Annotated in this window: 9 protein-coding genes; 4 read left to right on the forward strand and 5 right to left on the reverse strand. The window is 72.6% G+C overall.

Features of this window, described 5'->3' with window-relative positions; genetic code table 11:
• Positions 1 to 27 precede the first annotated feature (27 nt).
• Together LO772_RS18830 and LO772_RS18835 are read right to left on the reverse strand one after the other, a co-directional pair.
• Positions 28 to 1,209, reverse strand: coding sequence for a CHAP domain-containing protein (locus tag LO772_RS18830; protein ID WP_231773189.1), 1,182 nt, complete (start codon positions 1,207 to 1,209; stop codon positions 28 to 30).
• A 4-nt stretch (positions 1,210 to 1,213) separates the two neighbouring features.
• Positions 1,214 to 2,212, reverse strand: a complete 999-nt coding sequence (locus LO772_RS18835; protein WP_231773190.1) for an AraC family transcriptional regulator — start codon at positions 2,210 to 2,212, stop codon at positions 1,214 to 1,216.
• Between the two features lie 525 nt (positions 2,213 to 2,737).
• Between LO772_RS18835 and LO772_RS18840 the strand changes: the two genes are divergently transcribed.
• Together LO772_RS18840 and LO772_RS18845 are read left to right on the forward strand one after the other, a co-directional pair.
• Positions 2,738 to 5,287, forward strand: a complete 2,550-nt coding sequence (locus LO772_RS18840; protein ID WP_231773191.1) for a fibronectin type III domain-containing protein — start codon at positions 2,738 to 2,740, stop codon at positions 5,285 to 5,287.
• Positions 5,288 to 5,312: 25 nt separating this feature from the next.
• Positions 5,313 to 6,305, forward strand: a complete 993-nt coding sequence (locus LO772_RS18845) for an AAA family ATPase (RefSeq protein WP_231773192.1) — start codon at positions 5,313 to 5,315, stop codon at positions 6,303 to 6,305.
• 38 nt (positions 6,306 to 6,343) lie between these two features.
• On the opposite strand, the gene LO772_RS18850 is transcribed toward LO772_RS18845, so the two are convergent.
• Positions 6,344 to 8,788 (reverse strand): DUF3488 and transglutaminase-like domain-containing protein, encoded by a 2,445-nt coding sequence (locus LO772_RS18850; RefSeq protein WP_231773193.1) that lies wholly within the window; start codon positions 8,786 to 8,788, stop codon positions 6,344 to 6,346.
• Positions 8,785 to 10,026 (reverse strand): DUF58 domain-containing protein, encoded by a 1,242-nt coding sequence (locus LO772_RS18855; protein WP_231773194.1) that lies wholly within the window; start codon positions 10,024 to 10,026, stop codon positions 8,785 to 8,787. The genes LO772_RS18850 and LO772_RS18855 overlap by 4 nt, the downstream gene beginning before the upstream one ends.
• A 398-nt stretch (positions 10,027 to 10,424) precedes the next feature.
• Here LO772_RS18855 and LO772_RS18860 point away from each other — a divergent pair, with 398 nt between their 5' ends.
• Both LO772_RS18860 and LO772_RS18865 read left to right on the forward strand, forming a co-directional pair.
• A complete protein-coding gene (locus tag LO772_RS18860) occupies positions 10,425 to 11,924 on the forward strand; it encodes a helix-turn-helix domain-containing protein (protein WP_231773195.1) in 1,500 nt (499 codons plus the stop codon).
• 115 nt (positions 11,925 to 12,039) lie between these two features.
• Positions 12,040 to 12,978: a hypothetical protein gene (locus LO772_RS18865; RefSeq protein ID WP_231773196.1), complete on the forward strand. Its 939-nt coding sequence runs from the start codon at positions 12,040 to 12,042 to the stop codon at positions 12,976 to 12,978.
• 57 nt (positions 12,979 to 13,035) lie between these two features.
• Here LO772_RS18865 and LO772_RS18870 read toward each other — a convergent pair whose 3' ends face one another.
• A complete protein-coding gene (locus LO772_RS18870; protein ID WP_231773197.1) occupies positions 13,036 to 13,650 on the reverse strand; it encodes a cysteine hydrolase family protein in 615 nt (204 codons plus the stop codon).
• Positions 13,651 to 13,712 lie beyond the last annotated feature (62 nt).

Genomic DNA, 13,712 nt, shown 5'->3' on the forward strand with positions numbered 1-13,712 from the left:
TCACTATCGGTGATCGCGCCGCCCCCACTATTTCCCGGTGATGGGGGCGACGTAGCCGATGCCGCCTCGGGACGACGGTGCGAATTTGGTGTGGTGGGCGACGGCGTCTCCGGTGCTGTTGCCTTCGACGGTTTCGATCATACCGTCCGGAAAGGCCTGGATGATGACCCCGATGTGGTAATAGTCGTCGGGCGGCCTGAAGTAGATGACGACGTCACCGGGCTGTGCGCCGCGAAAATCCGTCCGGTACGATCCGTTTTGCCGGCCCCAGGTGTAGAAATCCTTCACCCAGGTGCTCTCGAATGTGAATCCGCCCTTTTTCCAGATCCAGCTGGCGAATACGGCGCACCAGGCGTAACACCATTGATAGTTTCCTTTGTACTTCTGGCAGTTGCTGCCCGGCGGGACCTCCGTGGTCCCCACCTCGCGAAGCGCGGCGTCCACCATTCTCTTGCGTACGCCGCCGACCGGCGCTCCCCCCGAGCCCGGTGACCGGAACCCGTCGATCGCGGCGTTGACGGCACGCAGGTACTCCTGGCCGGTGGTTCCCAAGCCGTCCTTGGCGTCGGGAATCCCTTGGGAGTCGAAGTTGATTTTGACCCCGTTCCACTCGGTCCGCAGCCAGATGCCCTCGCCTTTGTTGTATCCGACGATCATCAGATCTCGTACGTTCGTCTCGGTGCCGGGGGGCGAGACGTTGGGAATCCTGCCGTCTTTGAGGTATCCGCGGACCACGTCGGCCAGATGGCAGAGGTAGTTCCCGGCGGAGAGGATGGCGTCCGCCGCATTGAAGATGTCCTTCGTGCCGTTGCCGTCCGCGTCCACGCCGTACGTGTCCCACGTCCCGCGCAGGAATTGGGCCAAACCCAGGGCGACGTTGCCGGTTTTTCCCTCGTTCACTCGCGGGTTCCAGCTGCCGTTTTCGACGTTGATCACGCCCGCGACGATCTCGGGAGTCGCTTCCTCGCAGAGGGCGCCTGCTTTCGTGATCCACTGCTCGTACGGCCGGGCGGCTTGCGGAAGCCGGGCGGGGTCGAACGCACCGTCACCGCCGGGATTCGTATTCATCTGCTGGGAGTAGAGCACCGGGAAAGAGCACCCGCCGAGCACCGCGCACGCGGTGAGCACGGCGACGACCGTCGCGATCCGCCGCCGGGTCGCCCGGCCCGGGCGCTTCGCGTCCGCCGCCGTCGGAGAGGCTCCGGTCATCCGGTCATCCGGTCGCCGCTCGGTCGCGCCGCGCCGTCTGCGACGGCAGTTGGCCGAACTGGGCGCGATAGGTGCTGCTGAACCGCCCCAGATGCGTGAATCCCCAGCGGAGCGCGACATCGGTGACGGTGTCGTACGAGACGCCCCGGGAGATGCTCTTCAGGTCCGTGTGCACTCCCGCGAGGCGAACCTGTTTGACGTACTCGATCGGTGTGGGGCCGACGTGGGTGCGGAACATCGCCTGGAGCCTCCGCACGCTGATGCCCGCGGCCTCCGCGATGTCGGCGACCCCCAACGGGTCGCCGGCATGAGCCCGGCAGAACTCCAGGGCCCGGAGCACCGGCGCGGGGACCGGGAGGACATCGTCGGCCTCCGTGGTCCCCGCGCGGTGCGGGGCCCGGTCGCCCGGGTCACCCGGGGCGCCGGGACCGACCGCTTGCCGCGCCGGCTGCGGCGCTTGCTGCCGCGGCTGGGCCGTGAGCAGGGCTTGGGCAAGCAGTTGGCCGAACGCCGTGTTGACGGCGGAGGAGTCGAGAAGACCGGACTCCCGCGTCGTGACGAAGGCGTCGGCGAGTGTCTCCCAGAGCCCGCTGCGCACGGCGACCAGGTTGAGCGGCACCGTGAAGGCCAGCGGTTGCGACCTCGGCCGACCGCATTGCTCGCGCCACACGCGTTCGAGCAGGCGACGGGACAGCTTGACCATCGTGACGGGGCGACCGGCGGTCCAGCGGACGCGGAGCCTCTGCCTCGGCCCGACGACGAACGAGGACCGTTCGACGGGGCGGCCGTCCACGACCGCCGGCGGGCCGTCGTGGCCGAGCGTGACGATGTACGCGTTGGCGGGCAGCGATTCGACGTCCGCCTGGACGGTGACGTCGCAGGAGAGCCTGGCCACCACGACGTCGCTGGAACGCGTCACGGCCAGGCGGCCTCGAAACGGACCGGGTTCGACGGGTTGGATGCGGTACGGGGCGAGGCTCGCCGCCAAAGAGTCCTGAAACATCGCGATATCGCTACCGGAATATCCCGGCCCGGGTATCGCGTCGTCCTGGTGTTCCGAAACCAGGTCGAAGGCTGCCGGGAAATCCGACGGACGTGCCGTCACCGTGGTCGGGCGCTGGGTGCCGAGAATCCTTGCGCGCCTTTTCGTGCGGTCGTTCCGAGTGAAGTCGGGGACGGCGACGGTACCGAGTCCGCCGACACCGGGGCTGTTCATGCGGGACTCCAACCGTTCGGGGACTGGGCGGAATCACAGCTTGGTGGTGCGGGAGCCAGCCGACCGGAAGTGCGATGCGAAACTCCTCGGTCAGCATGGGACTTTACGGATCACGGCCGTCCGTGGCGAGGGAAGATTCGCACGGCGAATAGCGCGGACAGGTGTCGTCTTGCACGGGCAGCGGGTCGCCCACATCGGATATCCGGTGTGCGATTCGCCGAATGGATATTGACCGGGCGTCTTTCAGCTGTCAATCTCCGGTTTATCCGCGCGCTCCGCGAGTTGATGACGCACGCCCCCGGGAGCACACCCATGGCGACACGACCACACCGCACGGCGACGGCCGGATCTCGGTGGCGCCTTGGTCGGCCCGGGGACGGCGGCCGGCGCCTCGGCGGTCGACTGGTCGGCGGGATCTCCGCCGCGCTCGTGGGCGCCCTGATCGTCACGTCGATGATCGTCGGCGTCGGATCGGCGGACACGAAGACCCGGATCTCCGAGGCGGGTTCGTGGCTCGCCAGTCTGAAGAGCGGTTCGCTGGTCCACGCGAACGGGACGACCGGGCAGGTCGACGGCCGTGTCGGGCTCGGCGGCGTCGAGGGGCCGCTCCAAGTGGTCGAAGAGGGCAACACCATCCTCGTGCTCGACCAGGCCACGGGCGTTCTCACGCGGATCGACCCCGCACAACTCTCCGTCGCGCGGACGCAGTCGTTCGAGGGCGGGCGCCTCCGCATCGTCGCGGGCGACGAGGACACAGCCTGGGTGGTCGACGAACTCGCGGGCACCGTCCAGCGGATCGACCCTGTGACCCTCGCGCCGGTCGCGGACGCCGTCGCGTTGGGCAGCCGACCCGTCGGTGCGGCACGCGTCGACGGCGAGGGCGTGCTGTGGGCACTGCTTCCCGAGCGCGGCGAGGCGGTGCCCGTCACCGAGAAGGAGGTCGGCACGCCGGTGAAGGTCGGTGCGCCCGGCGACCCGCTGCGGTTGACCGTCGCGGACGGTCGCGCGGCCGTGGTGAACGCCAAGGCCGGGACGCTCGCGGTCCTGTCGGCACAGGACGCCGGACTCACGATGCGCCTGCCCGGCGGGCTGCTCGCCGCCGACCCGGCGAAGCTGCTCGTGCCGGAGCAGAACGTGAGCCCGCTGGTGCCGCTCCTCGCCCCCGACACCGGGACCCTGGTGGTCGCGAACATCGACAGCGGTGTCGTGCAGGCGACCAACGTGGAGCTGGCCGGCAAGTCGTACGGTCCGCCGCAGGCGCACGGTCCGCGCGTCTACGTTCCCGATCTCGCGACCGGGCAACTGGTCGTCTACGACACGCTCACCGCGAGGTTCGACGAGCCGATCCGCGTCACCGGGACACCGGGCAGGCTCGACGCGTACACTCGCGGCGACCGTCTCTGGGTCAACGACCAGGCCAACGCGACCGCCGCCGTCGTCGACGAGGACGGTGTGGTCCACCTGATCGACAAGTACGCCACCGACGTTCCGGACGCCGGGAGTTCACCGGCCGCGACGTCCTCCGTGTCCCCGACGCCGACGTCGACGCCCGCCCGTGAGCCGGACGCGGGGGCGGAGTCCGACGACGGGGCGAACTCCGAAAGGCCGCATGACGACCCGAGCGGACCGCGGCGGTCGGACACGGAGGCCCCGCCGGAGACGTCCCCGCCCGAGGACCGGGCAAGCGCTACGCCGGTCAACACCCCGCGGCAGCCCCCGGCACCGCCCGACCCGGCATCGCCGCCTCCGCAACCCGCGGTGACGGTGACGGTCACGGCGCCCGCTCCGACGCCCGCCGAGCCGGTGAGCCCCCAGCCCACGGCGACGGCTTCGACTCCGGTACCCGAACCGGACGAGCCGACGGAGACCGCGAGCGAGCCGCCCGCGACGCCGACGCCGACGCCCACGCCCACGCCCACACCGACATCGACGCCGACCACGACGGCACCGACCAAGACGACGACACCGACACCGACCAAGACGACGCCGACCGAGACGCCGAAGCCCCCCGAGAAGAGCGCGCCGGGTCGCCCCAAGGCGCAGACCGGCGCCAACGGGATCAGCATCACCTTCACCCCGAGCGCGGGTGCGACACCGGACCGGTACGAACTGGAAGGCGCGCCCGAGGGCGCGACCGTGAAGCCCGCGAAGGTGGCCGCGAAGGGGCCGTTCCGGTTCGACATCAGCGACCTCACGTGCGCGAAGGACACCGAATACGCCTTCAAGGTCGTCGCCGTCTACGGCACCGAGCGCCTCGCCTCGCCGGCCTCCCCGGCCGTACGCCCGTGCGTCGCCCCGGGAAAACCGACGATCACCGGCGAGACGCGCAGCAACCACCAGATCGTCCTCAACTGGAAAGCACCCGCCGGAACAGGGCTCACCTACCACGTGACCTGGAAGGGCGCCGGCTCCGCACCGGACGGTGAGGCCGAGACCAAGTCCACGTCGTACACCATCAAGGGCCTGACCAACGGCAAGGTGTACGACATCACCCTCTCGGCGGTGAACGCGGCCGGCACGAGCGCGGCGGCGAAGGCGGAGGTCGACATGACCCCGCCGAAGAAGACGCTCAACGTGCACCACAACGAGGACGACGGCATCGACATGGGCATCCGCAACATCCCGGATTCCGGGTCGGGCGGTCGGGCCGGCGCGATCCCGCCCGGATACAACGGCAAGATCACCGTGTACTGCCAGGTGAAGGGCAGCACCGAGCACCGGCTCGACGGTACGGGCGGCGACAGCGCCATCTGGGACAAGGTCACCTACAAGGGCACGTCCGGATACGTCAGCGACGTCTACGTCTCGACCTCGAACTCCGGGAAGAACAGCTACTCGCCCGAGGTCTGGCAGTGCGAGTGAACCCGCAGCGAGGAGCAGCCCGCCCGTGACGTCCGTGCCCGTGCACCCCAACGGTGCCGCCCCCATCCAGAGCGCGATCAAGTTGTTCGCCGAGTGCCACGCGGCGCTCGCCGACAACATCGAGCGGGTGGTGAAGGGCAAGCGCGACGTCGTCGAGCTGGCGCTGATCTGCCTGTTCGCGGAAGGGCACGTCCTGGTGGTGGACGTGCCCGGAACCGGCAAGACCACGCTCGCCCGCGCGCTGGCCGCGTCGCTCGACGGGTCGTGCCACCGCGTGCAGTTCACCCCCGACCTGCTGCCCTCCGACATCACCGGGGCGTCCGTCTACCGGCAGAACACCGGGCGGTTCGAGTTCCTGCCGGGGCCGGTGTTCGCGAACTTCGTGATCGGCGACGAGATCAACCGCGCCTCGCCCAAGACGCAGTCGGCCCTCCTGGAGGTCATGGAGGAGGGCCGCGTCACCGCCGACGGGATCACCCACGAAGTACCGCACCCCTTCATGGTGTTCGCGACGCAGAACCCGGTGGAGACGGTTGGCACCTATCCGCTGCCGGAGGCGCAGCTCGACCGGTTCATGATGCGGCTCACCGTCGGCTATCCGGACTTCGCGGCCGAACTCCAGGTCGCCACCGGGGCGATGGGCGCCGCGGTGGAGACCCTGCCGACCATCGCCTCGGCCGCGCACGTGCGCGAGTTCGCGCACATCGCGCGCGAACGCGTCCGCGTCCCCGACGCGGTCGCCGCCTACGCGGTGCGCGTCGCGATCGCCACCCGCGAACTGCCCGGGGTACGCCTCGGCGCGGGACCCCGCGGCAGCGTCGCGCTGATCCGCGCGGCCCGGGTGCGGGCGGCGGCGGCCGGCCGCGCGTACGTCATGCCCGAGGACATCAAGGCGCTGGCGGCGCCCGTGCTCGCCCACCGCCTCCTGCTCACGCCCGAAACGGAGTTCGCGGGGGTGACCGACGTGGACCTGGTGGCCGAAGTGCTCGGCCGCGTGCCGGTTCCCAAGGCGACGTGACGTGAACCGGCGCCGCACGCCCAGGACTTGACGGAACGTCAGCCCGGCCGTCCGGTCCAAGGCCCGCCGCCCGGGGCGGCGATGACCGCGGCACTCCCGCGTCGGACGCGGATCGGCCGCCACCGCGTGCGGACCGCCGACGCGGTGCGTGCCGCCGCCTCCACCTCGCGGCAGCAGCGCCACGCCAACGCGGCCCGGGCCTTGTCGTCGGGGCGCTTGTCCGCCGGTTCCCCGTACAGCAGTTCGTTGTGGATGCCGGCGAGGACGTGCAGCGCCTCGCCGGCCCGGTCGCCCAACCGCCGGCGGCCGTACGCCGCGACGTCGTGCGCCGTCATCGCCTCGGCGGACGGCATGCCGAGCCGCCGGAGTTGTTCCTCCGCCTGCGCCCACGCACCGAGGATGCGCCGGTCGGGAGGCCCGCTGCGGCGCCGCCCGCGGCGCAGGGCGCGGGCGCCGCGCGTCACCGACGGGACCGCCGCGGCGATCGCCGCGCAGGCCGCCGTCAGCCATATCCACCACGATGATCCGTCGCCGTCGCGCGCCGCGGACTGTGCGGCGGACGCCCGTTCCTCGTCGCGGATCCGCGCGTCGAGATCGGCCCGGTCCTGCTCCGGGTGCTGTTCGGACGCGGCGGCCTCGTCGGGCGGGGTTTCCTCGGGCGCGGACGGCGGCGGTGGCGGCACCACGTGCGTCGCCTGCCCCTGCGCGGGCGTCGGGAAGAAGGGCACCCACCCGACCCCCGCGAAACGCACCTCGGCCCACGCGAGGACGTCGCCCGCCCGGACGTGTACCACCCCGTCGACCGCCGGCGGGGAACGGAAGCCGACCACCACCCGTGCCGGGAGGTTCAGCGTCCGGGCCAGCACCGCGAACGCCGCCGCGAACTGCTCCGACGTCCCGGTCTTTCCGGCCTCCAGGAAGAACTGGAGGTTGCGGTAGCCGTGCCCGGGGACCGCGTCCGGGTCGAACGTGTGGTTCGCGCGCAGCCACTCGGCGAGCCGCAGCGCCTGTTGATAGGGGAAACCGCTGCCCTCGGTCGCCCGCTGCGCCAGGTCGCGCAGCGCCGCGAGGGCGGCGATCTCCCCGCCGGCCGCGTCCAGGGCGGGAAGCGCGATATCCCCCGGGGCGTCGGCGGTCGGCGCGAACTGCACACTCTCGGGGTCGTAGACCGGAACGTCCGACACGACCGTGTACCGGGTGCCTTCGGTGAAATCGGCCTCATCCGCCACCACGCCGCTGCCCCGGTCCACCGCGATCCGGTCGTGGTCGGCGAGGTCGACGTCCGTGGGCCGCTCCGCGGCGGGCAGCCACGGGCCGGGAAGCCGGTGCAGGGTGATGTCCTGTGCCAGACGACGTGTGGTCGCGGTCGTCTCCGCCGCGCCCGGCACGTGGCCCCCGGAGGGCTCAAGATTCCGGACGGGACGCCAGGCGACGCCGTCGTAGCGGTCGAAGACCGTGAGTCGCCACAGCTGGTCCGGGGCCGCGTCGGGGGCCGCGACGCTGAACATGGGACGGTCCGGGTCCCGCAGCCAGGCCGAGATCCGGTCGAGCGGGCTCAGCCCCTCGACCTCGACGGACGGCGGACGGCCCACGTGCCCGCGCAGATCGACGGCCTGCCGCGACGCGCCGGGCAGTACCGCGGACGTCAGGACCGCGGCCAAGGCCGCGCCCGCGGCGAGCGGAACACCCAGGAGGAGCCTCGCCGCGCGCTCGGGGCCGGCGGGGGAGCGCACCAGGATCACGGCACCCGCCGCCACCACCGCGGCGCCCAGCACGGGCGTCGTGGGCGGCTTGCCCCCGATTCCGAGCAGCGGCACTCCGGCGAGGGGCACGACGGCCGGGAGCACCGGCAGGGCGCGTCCCCCGGTGCGCAGCGCCAATTCGGCGCCCGCGTACCCGACGGCCCATACGGTCGCGAACACCAGTACCAGCAGCCGCGGTTCGGCGGGAGCCGGCAGGATCACACCGAGCAGCGACGGCGGTGCGTCGACCAGCGCGCGACCCAGCTCGCGGGCAAGAGACGGCGTCGGCAGGACGCCGCCGACCGCCTCGTCGCGGTACAACGTGGCGCACGCCCCCACCAGCGCGCCCAGGGCGCTCAGCGCGCCCGCCGACCACGCGGGGTAGCGCAGCACCGATGACACCGCGAAGGCGAGGAGGACCGGCGCGACCGACGCGGCGGTGATCACCGGCAGCAGGGCGTCCAGGCCGAACACCGGCAGGTACGCCAGGCCCGTACTCCAGGCCAGCACCGCGACGGGGAGCAACGACCAGGAACGGTAAGGGGATGGGTCGACGGCCGGGGCGGCGGGGGAGCCGCCGTCCGGCGGCCCCAATCGTGTGTGCGCGGCATTGCGGGCGCCGGCACCGGTCCCCGCGTCGCCCTGCGCGTCGGGTGCCGTGTCGTATTGAGCGGCGGTGTAAGCGGCGGTGTGAGCGGCGCCGCCCGCGTCGGTCCGGAGCGCGGCCTTGGCGGCGGTCACCGGCCCGCCCCGCGATTCCACGCGCCGGGCAACTCCGGCAACGCCGCGACGTCCACGACCATGGGGCCGTACGCCGGTCGCGGTGCCGGAGGCAGGCCCGGTGCCCGGCCGCCGACGCGTAGGACACGGATCCGGGGAAACACCTGCCGCAGCGCCCCGATCCGTCGCAGCACGGCCCCGTCGGCGCCGCCGCCGGTCACGACCACGAGCGAGCCGCCGGTCCGGGCGCGGCCGAGCATGCCGAGCGCGTGCCCGAGCGAGCCGGCCGCACCGGGCCGGACGACCGCCAACGCGTCCAGGATCGCGCCGGTGCCCCCGTCGCCACCGACCGCCAGCCACGTGCCGTCGGCCACGAGGCGTACCGGGAACGCCAGTTGTGCGGCCCCGCAGGCCACCGACGCGGCGACGTCGACGGCGAGTTCGAACGGTGAGTCGGCCGGGTCGGTGTCACCGGCACCGCCGGAGCCGCTCGGAAGGTCCCGGTAGTGCGCCGGCTCGGTGTCGAGCACCACGGTGGTGTGCGGGCGGTTGAGGTCCGCGAGCTGGCGCACGATCAGCGTGCCCGCACGGGCGGTGGACCGCCAGTGCACCAGGCGCTGGTCGTCCCCGGGGACGTACGGGCGCAGCGCGTGGAAGGCCGACGGGGCGCCCTCCACCGCATCCGACGTCGTGCCGTCGAGGTGGGCGTCACGGCCCGAGGCGGGGGCGCCGAGCGGGACCGTGCGCGGCCGGACGACGAGAGTGTCGGCGTCGCCGAACACATCGGTGCGGCGGCAGAACCCGAACGGATCGGTGAGCACAAGCCGAAGCGGCCCCACCGCGAGCCGACCGCGGCGCGGCGTCGGCACCACGTAGCGCGCGGTGACCGCCTGCCTCGCACCGGGGGTGGGGGCCGGGACGTCGACCGAGACGTCGCCGCACGAGTCGGCGAGCCGGAGGCCGCGTCGCGCCCATCGGCCTGTGCGGCGCAGCGTCACGGTCGCGGTCGTGTGGCCGCCGCGCGTGGTGTGCGCCGGGGCCAGGCGGCGCGACGCGGTGATGCCGGGCGGTGTCAGGGTCCACGCGACGGCGGCGATTACGGCGAGAACCCCGGCGAGCCCGAACACCACCGGCTCGCGGTAACCCACCGCCCAGCCCGCCGCGACCATGGTGAGCGCGGTGGCGAGTACGCCGTGTCCGGAACGGGTGAGTGCCACACGGCCGGGTGCCGCGGTCGGGGGTACGCCGCTGTCAGCCATGCGCATGTGCTCCTCGGACGCGGGCCACTGAGCGTTTTCTCCGCGGGGATTCGGCCGCCGCCGCACATTCGGGCGAGTTCTCGACCGGCGGTGGAATACGGGGAGCGGTTCGTATGGTCCCGTGTCAGACCCTAGGCGCCGCGGCGGAGTTCGGACATACACTTTGCGACTGTCCGGAACACGCCATCCATCGCGGCGGCGAACTCATCTGGGAAACAACCGATTTGGCGCTATCGAGGGACATCCCTCGACTCTGTGCCACGGTCCCCGCTATCCGAACAGCGGTGGCAGAATTCCGAGATGGAGGCTCATTGTCTGCGAGTGGGGGGGTAATTGTGTTTGTTGCCGGCCCACGAGGCAACATGTCGGGAGACGGCCCGGATTACGTCTCCGGTCTCATGCGTTTCACCGACTGTGCCGAGGCATTGCGGTGGTTGGTGCGGCGCCTGGCGTCCGACCTGCGGGGGCGGGTGGCGCTCGTGGACATGTCCGGTCCGGCGCCGCGCGTTATCGCGGGGGAACTCGGCGACATGGGACCGGTGTTGTCCCGTACCGACGTCAACCGCGTCCGCTCCGCGCGGCCCGCCGTCGTGGAGGTGACCTCGCCCGGCGGCGGCACGGTGCGGATCGCGCGCGTGGGCGACACCGCGTCGAAGACGGTCCTCGCGATCGCCGACGCGCGGCGCCCGACCGACGACCTGTGGCCCGCGATCGCCGAGGCGACCTGGCTCATCGGTGTCCACCTGCGTGCCGAACGGGCCGAACGCGTCCTCGCCGATGTGCGAGCGCGGGTGTGCGCGGTGGTCTTCGATCTGCTGTGCACGGGCAGCGTCGGTGCCGCCCGGCGCACCGCCACGGCCCTGCGCCGCGGCCTGCCCGACCCGATCCGGCTGGCCGCGGTGGAAGGGCTGCCCGTCCGGGAGCGCGAGCGGCACCTGCGGCATCCCGAGGGCCTCGGGCCGTCGATCTGGACGTTCCGGACGACCGCGCAGCACGACGCGATGCTGCTGCTCGCCCCCGCGAAGGACCAGCAGGGGCTGGAGGACGCGATCGCGCGCGCGACCGCCGGCGGGGGCTGCCGGGTCGGGACGAGCGCCGTCGTACCGCTGCGCGAGGCGGGCACCGGGGTCGAACAGGCCCTGCACGCCTTGTACGCGCCGCGCGTCGGCGCGGAGACCGGCAACCGCTTCGAGTCGCGGACGAAGCTCAGTTTCGCGCTCGGCCCCGCCGCGGGTGCGTGGGCGACGCAACTGCTGCGCCCGCTGCTGACCTACGAGCCGCCGCGCCGCACCGCGCCCGACGCGGAGGAACTGGTCCGCACCGCCCGCGCGTGGCTGCGGCTGTCCCAGCACGCGCCCCGCAACCTGGACATCCACCGCAACACCGCGCGCGACCGGTTGCGGCTGATCGGCGAACTCCTGGGCGCGGACCTCAACCACCTGGCCGACCAGGCCGTGGTGTCGCTCGCGCTGCGGGTGCACGAGCAGACGTACATCGCCCCCGAGGCCTCGCGCGCTCCCGCGCCGGACTTGGCCGTGCTGTTCGACGGCCCCGGCGCGGCGGTGTGGGCGAGCCGCCAGTTGCAGCCGCTGCTGTGGCGCGCGTCGGACGCCAGCGTGCGAACGGTCCGCACGTGGCTGGCCCTTGATGCGAGCATTGCCGCGACCGCGGTCGAACTGGGGCTTTCGTCGTCCGCGGTCCGCAAACGACTCGCCCGGGTCGGCCGGGACCTGGGCCGTTCGCTTCTCGAACTGCCCGGCGCCAGGCACGACTTGTGGCTCGCGCTGCTGATCCACGACCGGTCCGTCGCGCGTGTCTCGGGCGGCAGCGGGCCACCGGTGCCCCGGATTCCCCGGGCCGAGGCGTCGGCCGCGCTGCCCAACGTGGAGGTTTCCTGAACCGGATAGACACGGCGCGGCGCGCGCTGTGCCCTGGGCTCAGGCGAACAGGCACCGCGGCCGGGGACGGTCGAGCGGGCCGTTCGGCCACGACCGACCAAGGCGGGATCAACGGGTGACGACGACGGAACGTGATTGGACGGGTGACGACCCCTACGCCGGACAGAAGTTGCCCGAGCCTCCCGCGTGGCTGCCGGGAGCCGGCGACGCGATCTTCGCTCCGGTGGGCGCGACCGCGGCCGAGGAGCCGCGTACGGGCGACGCCCCCGCGCCGCCGTCCGCCGTCGCGCAACCCGCGGCCTCCGTACCGGACCTGACCAAGCGTCAGCCCAAACCGCCCGCTCCCGGCGTCGCGACCGACCCCGATACGGCGGACTCCGAGGACGACGCGGACAGTTGGGCATACGTACCGCTCGACGTCGCCGACGACGAGGCCCCGCCGCAGCGCGAACCGCACTACGTGAACCCCGAGATCGTCGAACCGCCCGCGCCGGTCGCGGAACCGCTCGACACCGCCCCCGGGCTGCCCGGCCAGCACTGGTTCGACGAGGGCCCCAAGGACCGGCCGTGGCACCTGATCGCCCTGGCCGGCGCGCTCGTCGTCGTCATCGTCGTGAGCGCGGTGATCTTCCTCGCGGGCGGCGACGGCGGCAAGGACAAGACGACCGCGCGGCTCCCGCCCGCGTCGTCGCTGCCGCCGCAGGCCATGCCCAGCGAGGCCGTCGCCGCCCGCCCGGTCCCCGCGGACCGGCTGGACGCGCTGCGCCCCCAGGCGGTCGCGGTCGGCGTCTTCGACGGCCGCCTCCAGGTCACGTGGGACCCGCCACGGTCCCCCGAAGACGTCAGCGGCTACTTCGTCATCGCCCAGACCCCGGGCACCGGCCAGGTCGAACAACGCCGCCTGATCGAGCGCGACGGCGACCTCACCGCGATCCTCGACGACACCGACGTCTGCGTGGTCGTCACCACGGTCGTCAGCTCCCCCGAAGGCCTCCAACTCGCCCGCGGCGACCTCGTCTGCCCCGCGGCGCCCAGCAAACGACCGACCTCCTGACCCGCCGTCGCGTGCTGTCGTCCCGGTCGCCGACCGAGTCGGTGCGTCCCCCGGGGATCAGCTCCCGGCGGGCGTCACGAGCGCCGACAGGCACTCCTTCCACGGCGCGACCGTGGCGAAGATGTAGGCCATCACGTCGAGTGCCGCCTGGTGCTGGTCCGCGGGGGCCGAGGTGCAGTCCTCGGCGACGTGCACCGCGAAGTCGCGCTGCTGCGCCGAACGCACGGTCGACTCGACGCAGATGCTCGTCACGACGCCCGTCACCAGCAGCCGGCGTATGCCCATGGCCCGGAGCACCACCTCCAGATCGGTGTAGAGGAACGCGTCGAAGCGGTTCTTGTCGATGACGACGTCGTCCGGCCGCGGCGCCAGTTCGCCGACGACGTCGGCGTCCCAGGAGCCGCGCAGCAGCGGTTCGGCGTCGGCGGGGAACGCCGCGACGGTGGACGCGGGGGCGTCCAGCCTGCCCGGGCGGAACACGTGCCGGGTGTACACGATCGGCAGGCCCGCCTCGCGCGCGGCGGCGAGCAGGTCGGCGTTGGCCGCCACCACCTCGGCCATCCGCGGCAGCGGCTCCAGGTGGCGCGGCACGGAGCCGTCGGGGTGGCAGAAGCCGTTCTGCATGTCGATGACCAGGACGGCGGCGTCGGACGTGGGACCAGTGGTGTCCATGAAGTCTCCGTACGGTGTCGGCGAAGCCGGTCGGGCCGGGCCGGTTCGGGGGATCGCGGGGC

This window comes from Yinghuangia sp. ASG 101 (genome assembly GCF_021165735.1).
Lineage (GTDB): Bacteria > Actinomycetota > Actinomycetes > Streptomycetales > Streptomycetaceae > Yinghuangia.